Raw genomic sequence first — 23,448 nt, 5'->3', positions numbered from 1 at the left:
TGTGCAACCATGGTTTGTGGCAGCACGCCTTCATGCCATTCCCACCACACCGCTTAACGTCTTTTTTCTTGGTGTGATCCGGCCCTATGGGTATCGTCTGGTGTGCGAATGTGAAGAGCGCACGGGGAGGATTAGGGAGGAATTTGTGATGTGCGAAGTTTTCGCCGGACAAGACCCAGACCAATATGCAACGACAACCAGACGACTTCGGATCAACGGCCACGGCACGAGCATCCGGTTGGAAAACGCATTTTGGGACATTCTGGACGAGATTGCAGCAGCCGATGGGGTCACGACGCCGGCCTTCATCTCTACCCTGCATGCCGAAGTGATCGAGCTACGTGGAGAGCCCGAGAATTTCACATCGCTTTTGCGGACGGCCTGCACGGTATTCTTAGACAACAAGTCAAAGACTACGACGGATTTGATCGCCGCTGAATAACGGAAGACAAGATTTATAGCTCGGTAGTAACGCATTACTACCCGGGCCGGTATTGCCCTGGCGTAGCCTGTTGGAAGCGAACTGCAACCAATATGGGAGGGCGCCTTGGCCAAGGCAATTCACAGCATGATCCGGGTTCTGGACGAAGCCCGGTCAATCGATTTTTATAGCCAAGCCTTCGGCCTGCAGGTGGCAGACAGGTTAGATTTTCCCGACTTCACGCTCATCTATCTGAGCAATCCCGAAACGGAATTCGAGCTTGAGCTGACCGTCAACAAGGACCAGTCCGAGCCCTATGACCTTGGCAATGGCTACGGTCATCTCGCGGTTTCCGTTGAGGATGTGGATGCCGAACATGCCCGGTTTGAAGCGACCGGGCTGAACCCACGAAAACTAGTCGAATTTGCACCCGCGGGAGAGGTCGTCGCGAAATTCTTCTTCGTGGTCGATCCTGACGGCTATCAGATCGAAGTTCTACAGCGAGGTGGCCGCTTCAAGTGACTTTGCTTCCGCGAAAGGCAGCATTCGCAACCAAAACAGGGAGGAAAACATGACCACAACTCAAAGCCCACGCGGCTTAACCCGACGGGAACTTTTGTCACGCGCCAGCGCGGCGGGTGTTTTCGTGATCGGATCTGGATTCATCGCGGCGCCTAACGCCGCCTGGGCCCAGGAAACAGCACATCTGGAGGCCCGTACGTTCGCGACGCTGGTTCAGATGGCGCGCGATATCTACCCCCACGATCATGTCCCTGACGAACACTATGTCATGGCCGTGCAAGGCTACGATTCAGCGGATGCAGCGGGCGGGGTCGAGGCGGGTATCGCGGCACTCGATGCGGCTGCGCAAGGGCGCGGCTTTGCCAGCTATCTGGAGACGGGCTGGGAACGGGACCGTGTCGATATCCTACGCGGGATTGAGGATAGCACATTTTTCCAACAGATCCGCGGGGGCTTGGTGACGGGCCTCTATAACCAGCAAGCCGTGTGGCCGCTCTTTGGCTACGAGGGCGAGAGCTTCAGTCAGGGCGGTTACGTCGACCGCGGCTTTGACGACATCAATTGGCTTTGATCTGGGGGAGGACACGAACATGACAGCACCATTTGAGTTAACCGACGACAGCGTCGTCGTGATCATCGGCACCGGTGCCGGTGGGGGCGTTCTTGCCAACGAACTGGCCCAACGCGGTGTCAGTGTCGTCGCGCTTGAAGCTGGCGGGCGGTATCTGCCCGACGATTACGTCAACGACGAATGGGAAAGCTTCGGACAACTGGCCTGGACCGACGCCCGCACAACCAGCGGTGATTGGCGGGTGGCGAACGACTTTTCCGGGTTGCCAGCCTGGATCGTAAAGGCCGTTGGCGGCACGACAACCCACTGGGCGGGGGCGTCGCTGAGGTTCCAGGATCACGAATGGAAGGCCGCCACGACCTATGGCCGCGTGCAAGGCGCCAACCTGTTGGATTGGCCCATTGATGGCGCGGAAATGGCGCCTTGGTATACCTTGGCCGAAGACAAGTTGGGGGTCACGCGTACCAATGGCCGGGAAGGTCTGCCAGGCAACAACAACTACAAGGTGTTCGAGGTCGGAGCCCGTGCGCTGGGCTATGAGCAAGTCCATACGGGTCGTATGGCGATCAATTCCGCCGACTACGATGGTCGGCCGGCCTGTCAACAGACGGGCTTCTGTTTCCAGGGCTGCAAATGGGGCGCGAAATGGTCATCGGCTTATACCGACATCCCCAATGGCGAGGCGACCGGCAATCTTGAGGTCCGTGAAAACGCCCATGTGGCGCGGATCTTGCACAATGACGAAGGCTTGGTGACCGGGGTCGAATATTTCGACGCCGACGGAAACACGCAGTTCCAGGCCGCGCGGATTGTCTGCGTGGCGGGCAATTCGTTTGAAAGCCCGCGGCTGTTGCTGAACTCCGCCTCTTCGATGTTTCCCGACGGCCTTGCGAATTCGTCTGGTCAGGTTGGGCGAAACTACATGCGTCACATGACGGGCTCGGTCTATGCTGTGTTTGACCAACCGGTTCGCATGTGGCGGGGCACAACGATGGCCGGGATTATCCAAGACGAGTCCCGCCACGATCCCTCGCGCGGATTTGTCGGCGGTTATGAGCTTGAGACGTTGGCGCTTGGCCTGCCCTTCATGGCCGCGTTCCTTGATCCGGGCGCGTGGGGTCGGGAATTCACGACCGCTCTGGACGGGTATGAAAACATGGCTGGCATGTGGATCGTCGGCGAGGACATGCCACAGGAAACCAATCGGGTGACGCTGAACCACGACGTCACGGATCAGCATGGTTTGCCTGTAGTGAATGTGCATTTTGACGATCACCCCAATGACATCGCCATGCGCAACCATGCCTATGGGCAAGGTCAGGCGGTCTATGATGCGGTGGGCGCCACGCGCACGTTTCCGACACCACCCTACCCCTCAACCCACAATCTGGGTACCAACCGCATGTCCGAAAACCCCCGAGATGGCGTGGTAAACCGCTGGGGACAGACCCACGATGTGGCAAACCTGTTCGTGTCAGATGGCTCGCAATTCACCACGGGCGCGGCGGAAAACCCGACGCTGACCATCGTGGCGCTGGCGATCCGGCAGGCGGATCACATCGCGTCAGAGATGTCGGCTGGCAACCTCTGACCAACCTGAGATTAGCGATTGCCGCATCTTGCATGTGGCAATCGCAACCTCCGTCGACATTGGCCACTACAAAGCTAAACTGAGCGCGAGAGACCAGATTGAAGGTGCGCGCGATGGGGATGCTGATCAACGGGGAATGGCACGCGGATGCCGACCGCTCGATGATTGATGGCACCTATCGGCGCGAAGCGAGCGCCTTAACGACTTCACTCAACGCGGAAATTCTGCAGGCACTCGCGCATGATCGCGACCGGTTCTATCTTATCGCATCCGCAAGCTGCCCATGGTCACATGGCGCCGTCATCGCTTTGGTTTTGGGACAACTTGGCGAGACAATTGGCATTCAATGGGCGGGTGGGCCGCGGATCGAGGGATACGGATTAAAGCCGCAGGGCCCATTGGCCGAGAGCCTTCCGTTTCAGCATTTGCATCAATTCTACACCGCGACAGATCCAGACTATACGGGCCGCGCAACGGTGCCGGTTCTATGGGATGCCAAACAGGGCAAGGTACTGTCGAACGCCTCAGAAGATATCATCGCCGCCTTCGATACAGCCGGACAGGGGCCCGATTTGCTGCTACCCGACCAATGCGAGGCGATCAAAGCCCTGACGAAAAGCATCTTCGATGGCCTGTCCAATGCCGTTTACCGCGCAGGCAAGGCCGAGCGTCAGGAGGAATATGACGACGCTGTCGACAGCGTTTTCCGCACCATGGATCTGCTGGAACACCGCTTGGCAGATCAGATCTTCCTCTTTGGCGATAGCCTCACGCAGGCCGATATCCGTTTGTTTGCAACATTAGTCCGGTTCGACACGGTCTATGCCACGCATTTTCGATGCACTCGGAAGCGGTTGGTGGACTACCCCAATCTCTGGCGCTTTACGCGCCGCATTTATCAGATGCCCGGCATCGCGGAGACCGTGGATTTTGACGAAATCCGCTATGGCTATTACGTCAATGACGGAAGTCACAATCCGCACAACATCATCGGGCAGCAACCGCAGATCGATTGGTATGATCGTGAGGGGCTCGACGCATAGGCGACGCCCGCGCGCAAGATCAGAGCGCTGTCCAAAGCCCATCCGCCTTGGATGACTTCAAACACGCAGCAATGAACCGCATTCCCGCAACGCCCTCTTCGATGCCATTCACATGATGATCCGCTGGCAGCGTCCCACCGGTTTCTGTAGCCAAGATAGCATCCGCCGCCTCGCTGTAGATCGTGGCAAAGCCTTCCAGATAGCCCTCGGGGTGACCTGCTGGCACGCGGCTAACCCGGTTGGCGACATCTGCGGCACCAGATCCTGATCGCGTCAAAAGCTGCGGCGGCTGGCCTAGCCTTGTGAACCAGAGCTTATTCGGCTCTTCCTGATGCCAGCGCAAACCCGCCTTGTCGCCGTAAATCCGCAGCGATAGGCCGTTTTCGTGGCCGATGGCCACCTGAGACGCCCAAAGCGTGCCGCGTGCACCGCCGGAGAAACGCAACGTGGCATGGACGTTGTCATCAATAATCCGGCCCGACACCAGGCTGCCCACATCGGCAGCAACCTGTGCCACTGATTGCCCGGCCACGAAACAAGCCAGGTTATGGGCATGGGTGCCAATATCGCCCAGCGCCCCGGCACCAGCTTGCTCCGGGTCCAATCGCCAAGCGGCTTGTTTCTGGTCGGGCGCGGGTGTTTCAGCCAGCCAATCCTGCAGATATTCCGCGTTGATCAATCGAAGCGTCCCAAGCTCTCCGGCTGCAACCATCGCTCGGGCCTGCCGGATCATCGGATAACCGGTGTAGTTGTGGGTCAGAACGAACAGGCTGTCGTTCTGGCGCACAAGTTCGGCCAAGACGTAGGCCTCGTCCAGCGTCGCGGTCAGGGGCTTGTCGCAGATCACATGGATGCCCGCGCGCAAAAAGGCTTCCGCGACTGGCGCATGCAGGTTGTTAGGGGTGACGATGGCAACCGCCTGGATGCCATCCTCGCGCGCCGCCTCTGCCTCGGCCATTTCGATGTAGGCGCCGTAACTGCGCGGCAGGCCAATTTCATCCGCGGATGCCCTCGCCCGCGCCGGATCTGACGAAAGCGCGCCCGCGACCAAGTCAAACCGATCATCAATACGCGCGGCAATCCTGTGCACGGCACCGATAAAGGCGCCCTGCCCGCCGCCGACCATTCCCAAGCGGATCCGAGGGGTCATGATTTGATACCCAACATCTGATGCAACTGCGCCTGATCGGCGGCGCCGCCCGCGAAGTCATCGAACGCCTTCTCGGTCAGTGGAATGATGTGATCGCGGATAAACGGAGCGCCCTCAGCAGCGCCCACTTCAGGCGATTTCAAGCAGCATTCCCATTCCAACACGGCCCATCCGTCAAATCCGTGGGTCGCAAGGCGCGAAAAGATGCCTTTGAAATCCACTTGACCATCACCCAGCGACCGGAACCGCCCAGCGCGCTGGGTCCAGGGTTGGTACCCGGAATAGACGCCTTGCCGACCGTCGGGATTGAACTCTGCATCCTTGACGTGAAACGCGCTGATCCGTTCGTGATAGATGTCGATGAAAGACAGGTAATCGAGTTGTTGCAGCAAGAAATGCGACGGATCGTAGTTGATCCGGCACCGCGCATGGCCGCTCACAGCCTCCAAAAACATCTCGAACGTGGCGCCATCGAAGACATCTTCGCCGGGATGGATCTCGTATCCGATATCCACACCGGCATCGTCATACGCGTTCAGGATGGGTGTCCAACGCCGCCCCAGTTCAGCAAATGCTTCTTCGATCAGCCCCTCCGGGCGTTGCGGCCAGGGATAGAGGAAGGGGAAGGCGAGCGACCCGGTAAACGATACCGATCCGCCAAGCCCCAACCGCGCGCTGGCCTTTGCGGCCAGCATCATCTGGTCGACGGCCCATTCCTGCCGCGCCTGCGGGTTGCCCTTGACCTTGTCTGGCGCGAAGGCGTCGAAGGCCGCATCATAGGCCGGGTTCACCGCAACCAATTGGCCCTGCAAATGGGTCGACAGCTCGGTGATCTCGACACCCGCATCGGCGCAGATCCCTTTGATCTCGTCGCAATAGGTGTCGCTATTAGCGGCGCGTTCCAAATCGAACAGACGCGCATCAAAGGTCGGGATTTGTACGCCTTTATAGCCCAGCGAGGCCACCCATTTCGTGATGCCAGGCAGCGAATTATAGGGCGCATCATCCCCTGCGAATTGCGCAAGAAAAATCGCGGGGCCCTTCATCGTTTTGGATGCCATGGATGCCTCTCCCTCAACACATCAGCGCGCGTGCGTCGACCGCATCAAGCGGCGCGGGCCTGTCACATGTCGTTGAAAGCGTAACGGGATGGCCCGTTTCACCTGCCTTCAAAATGCCTGTCATCACGTCAACGATGTGATGGGCGAACGCCGCCGAACAGCGGTGATCGCGCCCGTCCTGAATGGCCAAGGCCATATCGGCCAATCCTGCCGCGCGATAATTGGCGTGTTCATTGGATGCTCCAAAATTCGGAACTGAGAATGGATGGTCCCAATTCGGCACCGGAACCGCGTCGCCGCCTTTGGTCAGCCGCACGTCCCCGCCAAAGAAGTTGGGGTCCGGCACCGACATCATGCCATCCGCGCCGTAAAGCTCCATTCGCGGGAGGTCATGGGCCCACACATCCCAACTGGCGATCAAGGTGATTGCAGCTCCGGTATGAAACTCCAGCAACGCGTGGATCGTGGTGGGCGTTTTGACCGGAACAATCTCGCCCGCACGCGGACCCGAGCCGATTGTCCGTGTCGCCTGTGGGGTCGCCGTGAGGGCTTGGACCGATTTCACCGGGCCGATCAATTGCACCAGATTCGAGATGTAGTAAGGCCCGATATCAAGAACGGGACCGGCCCCGGGCAGAAAGAAGAAATCCGGGTTCGGGTGCCACGATTCCATCCCGCGGCTTTGAACGCTGGCAATACCCGAAGTGACCTGCCCAATGGCCCCCTCATCGATGATATGTCGCGCAAGTTGATGGGATCCGCCCAAAAACGTATCGGGCGCCGAGCCCACGCGCAGCGCCGCCGCATCGGCCTTGGCAACAAGTGCCGCACCTTCCTCCGCGCTCAAGACGAAGGGCTTTTCGGAATAGACATGCTTGCCCGCATCCAACACCGCCGAACTGACGCCATGATGTGCGGCGGGTATGGTGAGATTGACAACTATATCGATGTCGTCACGGGCCAGCAGATCGTCGACACTGGTCGCAGCAATACCAAATTCGTCGGCGCGTGCTTGGGCGGCCTCCAGGTTCAGGTCGGCGCAGGCCCGGATCTCGATCCCCCGAAACATCGGGCCCAATTGCATGTAGGCCGCCGAGATGTTGCCGCATCCAATGATGCCGACACCCAATCGTTCAGTCATGGCGCGATCTCCCTAATAGGTTTTGAAGGATTGGATGGATGTCGTTGCGAAGCGGGTCGCATCGGAAGGATTGTCATGTTCCATGACCATCAAGGCATTCGGCGCGATCTCCCGCACCTTTTGGGTCAGCGTTGGCCAATCCACCGTGCCCTCGCCGACATCGGCCCACCCATCTTCGTCGACCTTTTCGCCATCGGGCGCGATGTCTTTGACGTGAACCGCGGTCAGCCGAGACCCGTAACGCTGAAGCCAGGCCATCGGATCCGCGCCACCTTGAATGACCCAGGCCAAATCGCCTTCCCAACCGATATCGGGGGCCTCATCCAAGATGACCCCCAGCGGAATTGAACCGTCGGAGAGCGGCTCCAACTCAAAATCGTGGTTGTGCCAGCCAAAGCTCAACCCTTCCGCACTGAGCCGCGCATCAATGGCCGTGAGACGTCGCGCGAATGCAGCGTAGCCAGGACCATCGCTCGGTCGAGCCTCGGCAGCAAGGAATGGCGCGTAGATCCGTGTGATCCCAAGTGCGCGGGCGATCATCAGGGCACTCTCGACATCGGTTTCCAGCATATCGACGCTGAAATGCCCCGACGGCATGGTCAGCCCCGCCTCATCCATCACCGCGCGGAAAGCCTTTGGGTCGTCATAGACGCCGCCATAACCTTCGACCTGGTTGTATCCAAGCCGCGCAAGCTCGGCCAGAAAGTCGATCTGCGAGGCGACATTGCGCGAACTATAGAGCTGAAACGAGATATCCATGGAATGTCCTTTGATCCGCCATCACAGGCGAGTTTCAGTTGCCACATCGAACAGTGAGGCATGGGCGATATCGAAGCCAACCTTCAGACGTGCACCAGCCTCGATCTGAGTTTGCCCCTCCATGCGGATGCGCCAGGGCTCACCGGCAAAAGTGCTCCAGACCAAGGTGTCTGAGCCCATCGGTTCGACCAATTCCACCGTAAGTTCCGTGCGATACCCACAGGTTTCGGCGTCGATGCCGGTGCGCACATGTTCAGGGCGTAGACCAAACCATGCAGCCCCTTGGGTGGGTGTGTCGAACTCATAGGTGCTTAGCGGGATAGTGACATCCCCGACCGAAAACACCGGGTTGTCCCCATGAGTGACCTCGCCTTGGAGGAAATTCATGGCTGGCGATCCGATAAACCCCGCCACATATTTGTTTTGCGGTTTCGCGTAGATCTTATTCGGCGCGTCAAGTTGTTGGATGACCCCGTCTTTCATGATCGCGATCCGGTCGGCCAGCGTCATCGCCTCGACCTGATCATGGGTCACGTAGATCATCGTGTTGCCGAGTTGCTGGTGTAGGCGCTTTAACTCAACCCGCAAATCGGTGCGCAGCTTCGCGTCCAGGTTCGACAACGGCTCATCAAACAGGAACACATCCACATCGCGCACCAAGGCGCGGCCGATGGCCACCCTTTGTCGCTGTCCGCCCGACAACGCGCCGGGTTTGCGTTTCAGCAGGGGCTCAATTTGTAGGATTTTGGCCGCCCGGGCCACACGTTTGGCGATTTCGGCCTTGGGCATACGTTGATTTTTCAGGCCAAATGACAGGTTTCCCTCAACGGTCATCTGGGGGTAGAGTGCGTAGCTCTGGAACACCATGCCGATGCCCCGCTCGCTCGGCTCGGCCCAGGTGACGTTCTTTCCGTTGATGAAGATCTGACCGTCGCTTACCTCAAGCAAGCCCGCGATGCAGTTCAGCAAAGTGGATTTGCCGCAACCTGATGATCCCAGCAGGACCAAAAACTCCCCTTGTCCGATATCGAGGTTAAGGTTTTTAAGAACCTCAAAGGCCCCGAAGGAAAGGTCCAGGCCCCGGATTTCAACGGAATGCATATCGGTATCTCCTGCGGGCTGATCATGGCCCAAGTCGTGGGCGCCCTGAGCGCGCCAATCGGGCCGGTCGGCCTGCGAGGTGAGTGTATCTTTCATCCTTTGACCGCCCCGGCTGCGATCCCACGCACAAACAGCTTGCCCGAGATGAAATAAATGGTCAGGGGCACCAGCCCGGTCAAAAGCGTTGCGGCCATGTTCACATTGTATTCGCGCACGCCCTGCACCGAGTTGACGATGTTGTTGAGCTGCACCGTCATCGGATAAGTCTCAGGCCGGGTATAGATCACGCCAAACAGGAAATCGTTCCAGATCCCGGTGACTTGTAGGATGATCGCCACCACAAAGATCGGCAGGGCCATGGGCAGGAAGATCTGGAAATAGATGCCCCAGAACCCAGCCCCATCCACCCGTGCGGCCTTGAACAGCTCTTCGGGGATGGAGACGAAGTAATTGCGAAACAGCAGCGTCAGGATCGGCATTCCGAAGACCGTGTGCACAAGCACCAGCCCGCCCAGATCGCCCATCAAGCCAATCTCGCGCAGCATAATCACAATCGGGTAGATCATCGTTTGGTAGGGGATGAAGGCGCCGATAATCAGGATCGTGAAGAACAGCTCAGACCCTTTGAAACGCCACCGCGCCAGCGCATAGCCATTCACGCTGGCCACCGCGATTGACAGCGTGACGGAGGGCAGCAGGATCTGCACCGAATTCCAGAACCCGCGACTCAGCCCGTCACAATTGATGCCGGTGCACGCCTCGGCCCAAGCCTTGACCCAAGGGGCGAAGGTGATCTCCACCGGGGGCGCGAAGACGTTGCCCAGCCGGATTTCTGGCATGCCTTTCAGGGAGGTCACCACCATCACATAGAGCGGTAGCAGGTAGTAGAGCGAGAACACCAAAAGCGTGCCGTAGACGATGATATTGGCCCGCGACAGACGACGGCGCGGCTTTGGGCCCGCTGGCCCGCTGCGCAGCGCTCTGTCATTGCTGAGGGAAGAGGCGGTCAAATCAGCCACGGGATTTCCCTCCGAATTCCAGATAGGCCCAAGGGATCAGGATGATGGCCACGGACAGCAGCATCATGGTGGATGCGGCAAAGCCCTGTCCCAAGTTTTGCGCGCGGAACATGTAATCAATGACGTATTTCGCGGGCACTTCCGACGAGATACCTGGCCCGCCGCTGGTTTGTGCGACAATCAGATCGTAAAGCTTCACAATCCCTGACGCGATGATGACCAAGGCGGTCGTAAACACACCCCGCATCATCGGGATGATCACAACCAAATAGGTCTTCACTGTTCCAATGCCGTCGACGCGGGCGGCCTTCCAGATGTCTTCATCGATCCCGCGCAGGCCCGCGAGCATAAGAACCATCACAAGGCCGGAGCCCTGCCAAATCCCGGCAATCAATACGCCATAAATGACGATGTCAGGATTGTTCAGCGGATCGAAGGCGAAGCTTTCCCAACCCCAGGACCGGACGACGTGTTGAATGCCAAATTCGGGGTTCAGGATCCACTGCCAAGCCAACCCCGTCACCACGAAGGACAGCGCAAACGGGTAGAGAAAGATCGTGCGAAACAGCGCCTCACCGCGGATTTTCCGATCCAAAAGCGCGGCCAACGTAAAACCGATCACCAGCGTCAGCACCAGCGAACAAACTCCATAGATCAGCAGGTTCTCAATCGAGATCAGCCAACGGCGCGTCTCCCACAGCCGTTCATATTGATCGAAACCTACAAATTCCAAACGCGGCAGCAGGCGTGAATTGGTGAAGGAATGCACAACAGTCCACGTGGTCCCGCCGACAAAAACCACGAGTGCGGTCAGGATCATCGGGATCGATGCGATCTTGGCATTCAGATTTCGAAACAGCCGGTTGGGCCGTTTAGCATCCGCCATGGGTGGCATCCTTTAGAGAAAAGGTGGTCGGAGCCGCTGGGAGGAAACGGCTCCGACCAAGTCAGGCTCTTAACGATCAATCGGCGCTTGCGATGATCTCAACGTACCGAGCCTGGGCGTCTTCGGCGCTCATATCCGAGGACCAGAATTCAGCCATCAGATCTTCGATCTGTGACGTGGTATCCTGGGTCAGGTTCATGTCGCTGGATGGCAGGACACCGCCCTCGGCCAGGATCTCCAAGCCTTGCTGCATGCACGCATTAGCCGCCGATAGATCGACATCACCGCGCACCGGCAGCGATCCTTTCAGCAGGTTGAACGCAACCTGTACATCCGGTGAAATCAGCGTCGAGGCCAAGGCCAACTGAGCTTCACGCGTCTCTTCATCATCGATCAGTGGGAAATAGAAAGCGTCGCCACCCGTATCGAGCACGCGGTTGACGCCCAGACCCGGCAAACAAGTGTAGTCTTCGCCTGCAACTTGGCCCGCGATCTGAAACTCGCCTTGAGCCCAGTCGCCCATGATCTGCCCACCGGCCGTGCCGGTAATCACCATATTGGTGGCAAGGTTCCAATCCTGCACGTTGGAATTGGCGGCCAGTTCACGTGCCGTCGCAACCCCTTCGAACACGGCGGCAAATTCGGGGCCTGCCGCGACATCTGCGTTCCGATTCACCAGCACATCGCGCCACACATCGGTTCCCGCAAGGGCCACGGCCAACACGTCAAACGCGCCGATCTGTTGCCAGCTTTGCTGCCCCATGGCGAGCGGCAGGATCCCTGCCTCTTCCAACGCAGGGGCGGAGGCCACGAATTCATTCCAATCGGACGGCACATCAAGGCCAGCGGTTTCATACGCATCATGGCTCAGCCACAGCCACTGCCAGGAATGGATGTTGACCGGCACGCAATAGATGCGGCCTTCATAGGTGCAGGCATCCAGCAGCGAGGATGGATTGACGAGATCGCGCCAGCCTTGCTCTTCAGCCAATTCTGTCAGGTCGGTCATCAAGCCCGCTTGGATCAACTCCTCAGCCTGACGGCCGTGATTGAGCTGCGTGGCGCCCATTGGGTCCCCGCCGATGATCCGCGAAATGATGATCGGGCGGGCGGTCGAGCCGGACCCGGCGATCGCACCATCAACCCATTCATGCGCGGTGTTCTCATTAAAGGCATTGGCCAATTCCGCAACGGCAGCGGCTTCGCCGCCCGACGTCCACCAATGCGTCACTTCCAGTTCAGTCGCGGTACCAACACTCGGCGCAACCAATGCAGTCGTCAGGCTCAAGGCCAGGGCTGTTTTGTTCATTTTGTCCTCCCATATCCACGCAGTTCGCGTGACTTTTGCAATCGATTTCAAAGCTCGGCGTGAGCAATTTGCAAACGATTACAAATAAGCTTTGCGTCAAACCTTGTATCTGTCAAGATTTTTTGTAATCCTTTTCAAAAGAGGATTTAATGACTACGAAAACCGCTACAATTCAAGATGTTGCGCGCCGCGCACGCGTATCAACGGCGACGGTGTCACGGGCGTTGTCCGCGCCGGATTCGGTCTCCGAGCGCAAACGTGTTGCGGTTATGGAGGCGATTGAAAGCACGGGCTACCGGGTCAACCGCGCCGCTCGGAACCTGCGCACGCAGCGGTCAAACACGATTCTGACCCTTCTGCCGACCTTGGGGAATCCGTTCTTTTCAAAAGTGCTCAAAGGCATCGAAAATATCCTGACTCCGGCGGGCCAATCACTGATCGTCGCCGAAACACAGCAGATCCAGGCGGCTGGCGACGGTTTGCTGAGCTATCTAAACGATCGCCGCGCGGATGGTGTCATTGTCTTGGACGGCGCCATCCCAAAGCAGTTCCTGGATGATCTTGAAGGCACCCCCCATGCGGCCAAGGTGGTCTTTGCCTGCGAATGGCATGAGCGGGCCGAAACCCCATCCGTCCGCTCGGCAAACAAAGCCGGTGCGCGAATGGCGATGACACATCTGCACGATTTTGGGCATCAGCGGATCGCCCATGTAACCGGACCCGCTGGAAATGTGCTGACCGATGCGCGCCGTGAGGCGTATCTGGCCTTTTGTGAAGCCCACGAACTGCAGCCTATCCTTATTGAAGGATCGTTTTCGGTTGAGGCCGGTGTAGCTGCCGCAGCCACCGTCCTCAACTTGCCAACGCGGCCCAGCGCTGTGTTTTGCGCCTCGGATGAAATTGCGTTCGGGTTGATATCGGCGCTGACGAAAGCCGGACTGACTGTGCCCACCGATATCTCGGTTCTTGGCTTTGATGATATTGAAATGAGTGAGCATTTTTTGCCCCCGCTTAGCTCGGTGCGGCAGGACCGTATTTCCCTGGGGGCCGAGGCGGCGCAGCTGTTGCTGAACCAAATCGGGCGCGGAACGCAGTCAAAGGAACGGGACCGGCATGTGGTCGTTCCAGTCAGCCTCATCGCCCGCGATAGCAGCGGACCCGCACCCTAGGGTTGCGGCACCTGAAGACTGGCACGCAGGCCGGCGAGTGCTAAAACGAGTTCATGACGTATAGCAGCCTGCCCCATTTCCCGCTGAAAAGTGGCCGCGCCCACGAGGTCTGCGGCGCCGGTGCGTTTGTGTTTGCCTTTGCCCTGGCCGCACATAAAGGCGGAAAAATCATCTGGGTGCGCGAAGGCTGGGAGCCCACCCAGATCAACCCCAATGGCAGCATCGCCTTTGTTGACCCGGCGGACCTGATCATTTGCCAGACAAAGACCCAATCCGAAACATTGGCGGTTGCGGAAGAGGCGCTTAGATCCGGCGCCGCGTCGCTTGTTGTGATGACACTTGGCAAACCTTTGGGCCTGACTGAGGGACGCCGATTGCAACTGGCTGCCCGAGATGGCGCCTCCACCGGCTTGGCCGTCATTCCAGACGGCATGGGCAGCAACGCCGCTGAAACCCGGTGGCGCTGCAATCCGACATTCGACCCCAAAGACTCGACTCATCAAAAGTGGGAACTTATAAAGAACAAATCAGGAACATTGGGTGTCTGGTATGTTCGATGGGATACAGCGTCGCGTCGTCTCGTTATGGTTTCCCCGGCTGGCAACTGACCGGGTTCTGCGGCAGCATCCCAATGATGCGCCCTTTGTTCTGACGCTCCAACAAAAAAATGCGAACCGCATTTATTGTCTGAACGCTGAAGCCACACGGCGGGGATTGGAAAGGGGTATGCCTTATTCCGACGCGCGCGCTTTTTGCCCCAATTTACAAAGCCGCCCTGCCGAGCCCCAGAAAGATCGACACTTTCTCCGTATTCTGCGCCGTTGGGCCACACGATATTGCCCATGGGTGGGCCTGGAAGGCGACAATGGGCTGGTTTTGGATGTGACCGGATCAACGCATCTGTTCGGTGGTGAGGATGCCTTGATCGCCGATCTGCACCACCGATTGGAACGGTCGGGCATTTCGGTACAGATCGGATTGGCTGATACGCGCGGCGCCGCTTGGGCCTTGGCGCATTACGGGCAGGGCATCATCGCGCCCAGCGGTGATACGTTAAACACCATTGCGGAATTACCAGTCGCAGCCTTGCGTTTGGACGATGAAACCTCTGTCGGATTGCAACGGTTAGGATTACGCCGCATCTCCGACTTGGCCAGCGCGGCGCGAGCACCTCTGACGCGCCGCTTTGGACCAAACCTGCTGCTGCGCCTGGATCAAGCGCTGGGCACCCACCCCGAGGATATTACCCCACTGGCAGAGCCTCCCCATTACGGGGTGCGCCTGACCTTGCCCGAACCCATCGGACTGACCTCGGATGTGATGGCGGGCACAGACCGGTTGCTGAGGCAGCTTTGCGACAAGCTCAAAGCGCAAGAGATGGGCGCACGCATTCTTTGCCTGACGCTTGATCGCGTCGATCATGGCAACCAGAAGGTGGAACTGCGCCTGGCCCGGCCCCTACGCGATCCCAACCGTATCCTGCCCCTGTTCGAAAGCGGCGTTGGCGCAGTGGATGCAGGCTTTGGCATCGAGCGTCTGCGTCTTGAGGCGACACAGGTTGAACCCCTCCAAGTCGAACAAATCGGGCATGTATCCGCGGCCCAGAAAGGCGCGCTCGACGATTTGATCACCCGGCTCGGCACGCGGATCGGGTTGGAAAACATTCATCGCCTCCTTCCCGCCGATAGCCATATCCCCGAACGTAGCTTCATCACGGCGCCCGCAGCTTATTCCGACCCAGAAAGCGGCTGGAAGGTCACGCAACCCCGCCCGATCTGCCTTTTCCCGCCTGAACCGATTGCCGGAACAGGTTCCAATCCGCCGGACCGGTTTCGCTGGCGACGCATGTCGCTGACCACAGGGCGGGCAACGGGCCCGGAACGTATTTCGCCGGAATGGTGGCTGGAAGATGAGAATTGGCGCTCGGGCGTGCGTGATTACTGGCGGATCGAAACCCGGCAGGGGCGACGATTGTGGATGTTTTACACGCCGCAACAGCCAGGCTGGTTTGTTCAGGGAGAATTCGCATGATCGAAGTGAACCGCACCCATCGCCCGGTAGAGGCCTTTCGTCGGGACATGTTGGACGCATATGCACAGGACCAGAACTATGCCGAGTTGTGCGTCACAACGAATTTCACCTTTCTGACGGGTGCGTCGCATCCTGAAGAACTCGTCATGCGTGCTGCAGAATTGGGATTGTCGGCCATCGCAATCACGGATCGCAATTCTTTGGCCGGAGTCGTGCGTGCCTGGACGGCCTTGAAGGAACTTAAGCGCGAGACGAATGATGCCGTGCGCATCCGGTCGCAGCACATGACAGACTCGTCCTCTCGGCAAGAGGTTGGGACGGTTGATCCAATCACAAAATCCGCCGCCATCTCTCTTCCTAAGCTGATCGTCGGCTGCCGTTTGGTTCTACAGGATAGTTCTGTGGATTGGGTCGCCCTGCCCTGCAACCGCACCGCCTATAAACGCCTGACGCGCCTGCTGACCTTGGGAAAGCGGCGGGCCGAAAAAGGGCAATGTACGCTCTACATCAAAGACATGTTGGCCGCATGCAAAGGCATGGTTTTGGTTGCCTTGCCGCAGACCACCTTGAAAGCCGCAGCTGCGGATATCCGCAAACTACGATCTCAGTTCCCCAATCACGTCTTTCTAGGCGCGGCCCCGCGCTACGATGGCAGCGACCAGGCCTATCTGACGGCCTGTGCAAAACTCGCCCAGACAACCTGCGCGCCGATGGTGGCGGTTGGAGATGTGATCATGCACCGCGCCAATCGCAGGCAATTGGCGGATGTGCTGACCTGTATGCGCACTCACATTACCATTGATCAGATCGGCACCCATGCACTGCCCAATGCCGAACGTCGCCTGAAAGGCGGGTCGGATCTGGTGCGCCTGTTTCGCGACCACCCCGCCGCTTTGCGTCGGACGCTCGAAATAGCAGATCGTTGCAGCTTCGACCTTGGGGAATTGTCCTATGAATACCCTTACGAAGAAGCGGAGGGGGAGACAGCACAGGCACGGTTGGAACGGCTGACCTACGAGGGCCTGAAACGTCGATATCCTGACGGCCCGCCCGACAAAGCGATCCAGCTAATGGACAAGGAGCTGGCACTGGTCAAAGAACTCAATTTTCCGGCCTATTTCCTGACCGTCCACGACATTGTTCAATTCGCGAGATCGAAAGGCATTCTGTGCCAAGGGCGTGGATCAGCAGCAAATTCGATCCTGTGCTATTTGCTGGGCATCACCGATGTTAAGCCAGATATGATCACAATGGTGTTTGAGAGGTTCATCTCGAAATATCGAGGGGAGCCGCCGGATATCGACGTCGATTTCGAACATGAGCGACGTGAAGAAGTAATCCAATGGATTTACGAGAAATATGGCCGTGATCGCGCGGGGCTCTGCGCCACAGTCATCCATTTCCGCTCCCGCGCCGCAATCCGCGAAGTGGGGAAGGTCATGGGGCTGTCGCAAGATGTGACGTCCGGTCTATCGAGCCAGATTTGGGGTATGACCAACGGCGGCGTAGACCTGGACCGCATGCGGGAGCTTGGCCTTGACCCAGAAGACCGCCGCCTAATGCAGACCATTCGGTTGATCAAAGAAATCATCGGGTTCCCGCGTCACCTGTCGCAGCATGTCGGCGGATTCGTCATCACCAGAGGACGCTTGGACGAGCTATCGCCCATTGAAAACGCCGCGATGGAGAACCGCACCGTCATCGAATGGGACAAAGACGATATCGATGCGCTCGGCATTCTGAAGGTCGATGTGTTGGGTCTGGGTATGCTGAGCTGTGTGCAGAAGGCCTTTGCTCTTTTGCAGACGCATGAAGGGCTGACCCACAACCTTGCCTCGATCCCACAGGGGGATGAGGAAACCTATGACATGCTGTGCAAGGCGGATGCGGTCGGTGTCTTTCAGGTGGAAAGCCGGGCGCAGATGAATTTCCTGCCACGGATGAAACCGCGTAAATTCTACGATCTGGTCATCGAGGTCGCCATCGTCCGCCCCGGGCCCATCCAGGGGGATATGGTCCAACCCTATATTCGACGGCGCAACGGGTTGGAAAAGCCGGAACCCTTTGGTCCAGAACTGGAAAAAGTCACGGAACGCACCTTGGGCGTACCCCTGTTCCAAGAGCAAGCCATGCAGATTGCTGTGGTCGGGGCCGGGTTTACGGCCGAGGAAGCCGACCATCTTCGTCGCTCCTTGGCGTCCTTTCGGCGGATGGGCACAATCGGCGCTTTCAAGGAAAAATTCATCAATGGGATGCTCAACAACGGCTATAGTCCCGAAGTGGCCGAGCGCTGCTTTTCCCAGATCGAAGGTTTTGCCGATTACGGCTTTCCCGAAAGCCATGCGGCGGCCTTTGCCATGCTGGCTTATGTGTCGGCCTGGTTGAAACGCCATTATCCGGCCATTTTCACCTGTGCGCTTCTGAACTCTCAGCCCATGGGATTCTACGCCCCGGCGCAGCTTGTGCGGGATGCGCGGGACCATGGGGTCGAAACGCGCCCGATCTGCGTGAACCATTCCGAATGGGACAATACGCTGGAACGCCGCCCCGATGGTACGCTAGCCCTGCGCCTTGGATTTCGCCAGATCAAGGGCTTCAAAGAGGAGGATGCGGGCTGGATCGTGGCCGCGCGTGGCAATGGCTACCCCGATCCAGAGGCCTTGTGGCTGCGCGCGGGCCTGCGCCCCGATGTGTTGAACCGATTGGCCGAGGCAGATGCCTTTTCGGACATGGATCTAACGCGCCGAGACGCTTTGTGGCAGGTCAAAGCCATTCGCAATCAAACCCCTCTGCCGTTGTTCAATGACCCGATTGATGGCGAAAGCATCGATGAGCCGAAAGTCATATTACCGAACATGCATTTGGGCGAAGAAGTTGTCGAAGATTACGTGGCTACACGCCTGACCCTCCGCGCCCATCCGATGGAGCTTTTGCGCCCATCTCTTCCGGGTTTGGTGACCCATGCCGCATTGCAGGATGTCACACCGGGGCGGTACAGCGTGTGCGGCCTTGTCATTACACGGCAACGGCCTGGCACAGCGTCAGGTGTGATTTTTCTAACGCTTGAGGATGAAACCGGCGTCAGCAATGTGGTTGTTTGGCCGAAGATCTATGAACGGTTTCGCCGTATCGTGATGGGCGGGCGCCTTCTGCGGGTCAACGGCTATCTGCAACGCGAAGGGATTGTCGTGCACCTGATCGCCCAGGATATCCAGGACATGTCCCATAAGTTGTCGGAATTGGGCCATCCCATGCCAGATGCTTTGACCACAGAGGGCCTGCGGGCTGACGAAACGCCCAAAAAGGCCCGCTACCCCGCTCGCGCGATGCATCCTCGCGACCAAGCCAAACGGCTCTTCCCAAGCCGGGATTTCCACTAGGGACGGACCTGCACACCACCGCGCTGTAAGGCAAAGACCTCCGATCAGCGGCTCAGGTGCATTGCCCGGGAATCTACGACTTCTACCAGAAGAGCTTCTCATGCGTTTTCTACCTTTGCCGCACCGGCCAACAGACCGCTTGCGCTAAAAAATTCTACATTCGCCGTCTGGATAGGCGCATTTTCACCCAATCCGAGCGCTGAACTGCCGATCCCTTCCACTCCCACTCAGCGTGATTGTTTGCAACTGCAGAATGCCGCAGCGTAGCGAGCGGGAAACGATAGAGATCACAGCTCAACACCGCTGCTCCTCAGGCTGGTGTTTCGAAAGGAACGGTACAGATGCGCTCAGATGCCGTGGGCCCCCAACGGGTGCCTATTATTGTGATTCCCTGCCTCAACGAGGCGCAGCATATCGAAGGCCTCGCCCAGCAAATGGTTGCCGAAGTGGCACCATTTGGAGGACGAGTCATTATCGCCGATGGCGGTAGCGACGATGGCACGGTCGAGATCGCGGCCGAACTTGAGCGGCAGCACCCTTCTATTACCCTGATGCACAACGCCGCGCGCCTTCAAAGCTCCGGCATCAATGAGGCCGTGGCCGCCTATGGCGGCGGATTTACAGACCTGATCCGGATCGATGCCCATGGCGCCTATCCTGATGGATACATCTCCACCCTTCTAGAAGAGGCGGAAGCCACCGGCGCAGCTTCAATCGTTGTGGGCATGGTTGCGAGCGGCGATCATCTTTTGCAGCGGATCAACGCGGCCACTCAAAATTCCAAGCTCGGCAATGGCGGGTCAAAACATCGACAGCGGGGCAGCGGACAATTCGTAGAACATGGTCACCATGCGCTGATGCGCATGGATGCGTTTCAATCGGTGGGTGGATACGATCCGACATTCTCCCACAATGAGGATGCCGAACTTGACCATCGTCTGGTCGAGGCTGGGCACCGGATCTGGCTCACAAATCGCACTGAGGTTACATATTTCCCGCGACGCGATTTGTCCTCTCTGGCCCGGCAATACTACAATTATGGGCGTGGGCGCGCGCGAAACCAACTCAAACACGGCACTTGGCCAAAACTCCGGCAAGCCATCGTGATCTTGATCGCCCCGCTGGTCGCCCTTGCAGCCTTGGCGCCATTGCACTGGTTGTTCATATTGCCCGTATTGGTCTGGAGCGCCGCCGCCTGCATGGCTGGCGTGAAACTTGCATTCAGCAACAGATCACTAGCGCTCTTGCTTGCCGGACCAATCGCCATGCTGATGCACTTCGCTTGGTCCACAGGGTTTTGGACGATGGTGGCGCGCAGCGGCATGACCTCTCGAAAGGCCGTGGCAGGATGAATACGATCGACATATGCATCTGCACGTTCCAGCGAGACAGCGTTGTTGACGCCCTACATTCTCTGGCGGACTTACATGTGCCGAAAAGCGTCAGATTGGGTGTTATTGTCATCGACAACGATGATACGCCCAGCGCGAAGGGCCGCGTCGAAGCCGCAGCCCAAACCTTGCCGCATCCGGTGCGCTATTTGCACCGCCCAGGGCGCAACATCTCCATAGCGCGAAATGCGGCGCTCGATGCCTCCGAAGCGGACGGCTTGGCGTTTCTGGACGACGACACAACAGCCGATCCCGATTGGCTGGAGCGTCTGCATGCCATGCATCTAGCAAACAAGTCCGAGGTTGTGCTCGGCCCGGTAGAGCCAATCTATCCCGATGGTGCCCCGAACTGGATGCCGCAATCCGGCATCCACGCAATAAAGCCGGTTTGGGTCGAGGGCGAAATCCGTACAGGATACACCTGTAACGTGTTGATCGACCGCCGACGCAAGGCGATGGCTGATCTGCGGTTTGATCTCTCGCTTGGTCGAAGTGGCGGGGAAGACACCGATTTCTTTACCGTCATCCATGCCCAAGGCGGTCACATCGCCTATGCGCCCGATGCCATCGTGCGCGAGCCCGTCACGCCAGGACGTCTGGCCTTCGACTGGTTGGCACGACGACGATATCGCATGGGCCAGACCCACGCCCATATCCTACTCAGCCGCAAGGGCCGCAGCCGTTGGACATCACTGCCTTTGGCGGCGGCGAAACTCATCTATTGCGGCATGGCGGCACTTCTCACATTGCCCCATGCCCGGATGCGCAACATGTCTGTCTTACGCGGATGTCTGCATGCTGGTGTGATTGCTGGTCTGGTGGGTCAATCGCATCTGAGCCTCTACGGAACACCTGACCCGCAGGAGGGCCGCAGCGCATGAAACAGCGCATCACCCCTGTTGAACGCTTGGAATACGGACCTGCAACCCCGCAAAGCCCTGAGCATAACGACCTTGTGGAATTGGTCTTGGCAGCGCGCCGTCAGATGTGGCGCATCGCGTTTTGGGGATTTTTGGGACTACTGGCAGGGGCGGCACATTACGCGACCAGCCCGCGCGAATTTACAGCCGCCTCGACGCTTCTTATTGAAGAGCGCCAGATCGAACTGGAGCAGGAGATCGCCGCCGTGATCCCAAGCTCGCGCAGCGAAACCAGCATCACGAACCAGATCCAGATCTTGCAATCGCAGCAACTGGCTGTTCAGGTCGTGGGCCTTTTGGATCTGACTGAAAACGAAAGCTTCGGCGAAACGCCCTCGTCATTTCTGGGGACACAAATCAGAGCCGCTAGATCTTTCGTTCGGTCTTTGCTGCCCAGCCGTTCGACCCCATCTGGACCGACAAATGAGGTCTCGGCAGAAGCTGCGGAGCAGCGCGCGATTATGGAAACTGCCCAAAGGTTGCGAAATCGCACCTCATTCAGACGCGTTGGGCGCAGCTTCGTGGTCGAAATCAGCCACTCCTCCCATGACCCAGCGCTCGCGACAGAAATCGTGAATGCCTATGCCGAGGCGTATATGATCGACGGCACGCAAGCCAATATCGAAGCCTCCGATCGAACGGCGGGCTGGATGCGCGAACAGGTCGAGCAACTGCGCCAGGAAGCGCTGGAAGCGGCTGCCGATGTTGCCGCTTTTCGGCAAGAGCACGGCGCGTTTGATCAGCAGGGACTGCGCGAGCGTACCGCCCGGGTCGATGCACTCAACGAATTGCTGACGACGTTTCAATCTCGATACCAGCAAATCTCACTCGAAGGGACATTCCCGGTTCAAAGCGGTCGTATTTTATCTGAAGCGCTGCCGCCGCGCAGTCCCGCAGAGCCCAAAGCCTGGGTGATTTTGGGGATCGGGATGGTGTTTGGTGTCTTTATCGGTCTCGCTTTGGCGATCTTGCGCGAAGCGCGAGAGTTGGGGTTCCGCAACGGCAATGACGTGACCCGTTTTCTAAACCTGTCTTTCTTGGGCTACGTGCCACGCATCCAGCGTCGAAAGCTGGGCCGTCTGAAACGCACATCCGCGCCCACTCCTACCCCGCCCCGCCGTGAACCCACTGTACAATTCGCTTCGGCTAGAACGGATGTGGAGCGTCTGGATGACCCAAATGATCCCGGTCTAGAGCCGCAGGATCAAGCAACATACCTTCAGCCCGTCGAGGCCGCGCCATACGTCGCGCCGCGCGAATACATGGTTTCGAACGCGTCGCCAGGATCCGCTCCAGATCGCGCGATCCGGCGGATTTTCAGCACGCTTGAAACCGAAATCGCCCATCGCGACGGTAGGATATTGGCGTTTGGTGGCCTTGGTACCGATAGTGGCGCCAATGGTCTGGCCGCAAATCTTGCAAATCTCGCAGCACGCACGGGTAAACGCAGCCTTCTGGTCGATTGCGATTTCCACAAAGCCCAGCTGTCCAAGGCATTCGGCGCCGCAAATAACCCGGGCCTACAAGGCCTGCTTCAAGGCACGGCCTCCCTCGACACGGCTCTACGACGCGTTGAGATGAGTGATATGCTGTTTTTGCCGGTAGGATCGTCCGCGACACAGGCGCCTCCATCACTGGATCATTTGCAAGACTTGTTCCAAATGTTGCGGCCAAACTTCGACTACATTTTCATAAACCTACCGCCCGTGGATATTTTTCCCGAGACCAAAAGCCTCGCACATCCCGCCGATCATCTGATCTTGTGCGCACGTTGGGGCCGAACGCCGCGAAAAGTCATGCGGGAATATCTACAAAACGAACCCGAATTGCGACGGCGCGTTTTTGGAGTGGTGCTTTGCGATACGCAATTGCGACAATTGCCACGCTATGGCGTGCCGATGTCAGCAACCGGATTAGCCCCCGCATAGGGCAGTGTTTAGGTCCATTTTGCATAAGATTCTACCGAAGGTAAGGATTGCCACG

General features: G+C 58.3%; 20 protein-coding genes. 12 read left to right on the top strand and 8 right to left on the bottom strand.

Annotated features, from left to right (window positions below; translation table 11 throughout):
* The first annotated feature begins 148 nt into the window (after positions 1-148).
* From V8J82_RS09830 to V8J82_RS09810, 5 genes are all read left to right on the top strand, one after another.
* Positions 149-442 (top strand): ribbon-helix-helix domain-containing protein, encoded by a 294-nt coding sequence (locus V8J82_RS09830; RefSeq protein ID WP_339974764.1) that lies wholly within the window; start codon positions 149-151, stop codon positions 440-442.
* Between the two features lie 105 nt (positions 443-547).
* Positions 548-943, top strand: a complete 396-nt coding sequence (locus V8J82_RS09825) for a VOC family protein (RefSeq protein ID WP_339974763.1) — start codon at positions 548-550, stop codon at positions 941-943.
* 49 nt (positions 944-992) lie between these two features.
* Positions 993-1,514 (top strand): Twin-arginine translocation pathway signal, encoded by a 522-nt coding sequence (locus V8J82_RS09820; protein WP_339974762.1) that lies wholly within the window; start codon positions 993-995, stop codon positions 1,512-1,514.
* Positions 1,515-1,533: 19 nt separating this feature from the next.
* The gene (locus tag V8J82_RS09815) at positions 1,534-3,105 is read left to right on the top strand and encodes a GMC family oxidoreductase (RefSeq protein WP_339974761.1); all 1,572 of its coding nucleotides are present in this window, start codon (positions 1,534-1,536) and stop codon (positions 3,103-3,105) included.
* Positions 3,106-3,218: 113 nt separating this feature from the next.
* A complete protein-coding gene (locus tag V8J82_RS09810) occupies positions 3,219-4,148 on the top strand; it encodes a glutathione S-transferase C-terminal domain-containing protein (protein WP_339974759.1) in 930 nt (309 codons plus the stop codon).
* A gap of 19 nt (positions 4,149-4,167) precedes the next feature.
* On the opposite strand, the gene V8J82_RS09805 is transcribed toward V8J82_RS09810, so the two are convergent.
* The 8 genes from V8J82_RS09805 to V8J82_RS09770 form a co-directional block, all read right to left on the bottom strand.
* Positions 4,168-5,298 (bottom strand): Gfo/Idh/MocA family protein, encoded by a 1,131-nt coding sequence (locus V8J82_RS09805; protein ID WP_339974757.1) that lies wholly within the window; start codon positions 5,296-5,298, stop codon positions 4,168-4,170.
* Positions 5,295-6,359, bottom strand: a complete 1,065-nt coding sequence (locus V8J82_RS09800) for a sugar phosphate isomerase/epimerase family protein (protein WP_339974755.1) — start codon at positions 6,357-6,359, stop codon at positions 5,295-5,297. The genes V8J82_RS09805 and V8J82_RS09800 overlap by 4 nt, the downstream gene beginning before the upstream one ends.
* Before the next feature lie 13 nt (positions 6,360-6,372).
* Positions 6,373-7,500: a Gfo/Idh/MocA family protein gene (locus V8J82_RS09795; protein WP_339974752.1), complete on the bottom strand. Its 1,128-nt coding sequence runs from the start codon at positions 7,498-7,500 to the stop codon at positions 6,373-6,375.
* 12 nt (positions 7,501-7,512) lie between these two features.
* The gene (locus tag V8J82_RS09790; protein ID WP_339974750.1) at positions 7,513-8,259 is read right to left on the bottom strand and encodes a sugar phosphate isomerase/epimerase family protein; all 747 of its coding nucleotides are present in this window, start codon (positions 8,257-8,259) and stop codon (positions 7,513-7,515) included.
* Between the two features lie 21 nt (positions 8,260-8,280).
* Positions 8,281-9,360, bottom strand: coding sequence for an ABC transporter ATP-binding protein (locus tag V8J82_RS09785; RefSeq protein WP_339976019.1), 1,080 nt, complete (start codon positions 9,358-9,360; stop codon positions 8,281-8,283).
* A 92-nt stretch (positions 9,361-9,452) separates the two neighbouring features.
* Positions 9,453-10,379 carry a carbohydrate ABC transporter permease gene (locus tag V8J82_RS09780; protein ID WP_339974748.1) on the bottom strand — a complete coding sequence of 309 codons (927 nt, stop codon included), beginning with the start codon at positions 10,377-10,379 and terminating at the stop codon, positions 9,453-9,455.
* The gene (locus tag V8J82_RS09775) at positions 10,372-11,265 is read right to left on the bottom strand and encodes a carbohydrate ABC transporter permease (RefSeq protein WP_339974746.1); all 894 of its coding nucleotides are present in this window, start codon (positions 11,263-11,265) and stop codon (positions 10,372-10,374) included. The genes V8J82_RS09780 and V8J82_RS09775 overlap by 8 nt, the downstream gene beginning before the upstream one ends.
* A 76-nt stretch (positions 11,266-11,341) precedes the next feature.
* Entirely contained in the window at positions 11,342-12,574 is a 1,233-nt protein-coding gene (locus V8J82_RS09770) for an ABC transporter substrate-binding protein (RefSeq protein ID WP_339974744.1), read from the bottom strand.
* Between the two features lie 149 nt (positions 12,575-12,723).
* Here V8J82_RS09770 and V8J82_RS09765 point away from each other — a divergent pair, with 149 nt between their 5' ends.
* From V8J82_RS09765 to V8J82_RS09735, 7 genes are all read left to right on the top strand, one after another.
* Positions 12,724-13,743, top strand: coding sequence for a LacI family DNA-binding transcriptional regulator (locus V8J82_RS09765; protein ID WP_339974741.1), 1,020 nt, complete (start codon positions 12,724-12,726; stop codon positions 13,741-13,743).
* A 53-nt stretch (positions 13,744-13,796) separates the two neighbouring features.
* A complete protein-coding gene (locus V8J82_RS09760) occupies positions 13,797-14,351 on the top strand; it encodes an ImuA family protein (protein WP_339974739.1) in 555 nt (184 codons plus the stop codon).
* On the top strand, positions 14,293-15,774 hold the full coding sequence (locus V8J82_RS09755) for a Y-family DNA polymerase (protein WP_339976018.1): 1,482 nt from the start codon (positions 14,293-14,295) through the stop codon (positions 15,772-15,774). Before V8J82_RS09760 ends, V8J82_RS09755 begins: the two co-directional genes overlap by 59 nt.
* Positions 15,771-19,154, top strand: coding sequence for an error-prone DNA polymerase (locus V8J82_RS09750; protein WP_339974737.1), 3,384 nt, complete (start codon positions 15,771-15,773; stop codon positions 19,152-19,154). The genes V8J82_RS09755 and V8J82_RS09750 overlap by 4 nt, the downstream gene beginning before the upstream one ends.
* Positions 19,155-19,495: 341 nt before the next feature.
* On the top strand, positions 19,496-20,506 hold the full coding sequence (locus V8J82_RS09745; protein WP_339974735.1) for a glycosyltransferase family 2 protein: 1,011 nt from the start codon (positions 19,496-19,498) through the stop codon (positions 20,504-20,506).
* Positions 20,503-21,426 carry a glycosyltransferase family 2 protein gene (locus V8J82_RS09740; protein ID WP_339974732.1) on the top strand — a complete coding sequence of 308 codons (924 nt, stop codon included), beginning with the start codon at positions 20,503-20,505 and terminating at the stop codon, positions 21,424-21,426. The genes V8J82_RS09745 and V8J82_RS09740 overlap by 4 nt, the downstream gene beginning before the upstream one ends.
* On the top strand, positions 21,423-23,393 hold the full coding sequence (locus tag V8J82_RS09735) for a hypothetical protein (RefSeq protein WP_339974730.1): 1,971 nt from the start codon (positions 21,423-21,425) through the stop codon (positions 23,391-23,393). The genes V8J82_RS09740 and V8J82_RS09735 overlap by 4 nt, the downstream gene beginning before the upstream one ends.
* Positions 23,394-23,448: the final 55 nt, after the last annotated feature.

The organism is Gymnodinialimonas mytili (assembly GCF_037544085.1).
In the GTDB taxonomy this organism is placed as follows: Bacteria; Pseudomonadota; Alphaproteobacteria; order Rhodobacterales; family Rhodobacteraceae; genus Gymnodinialimonas; species Gymnodinialimonas mytili.
This window is presented reverse-complemented; position numbering and strand designations above follow the sequence as displayed.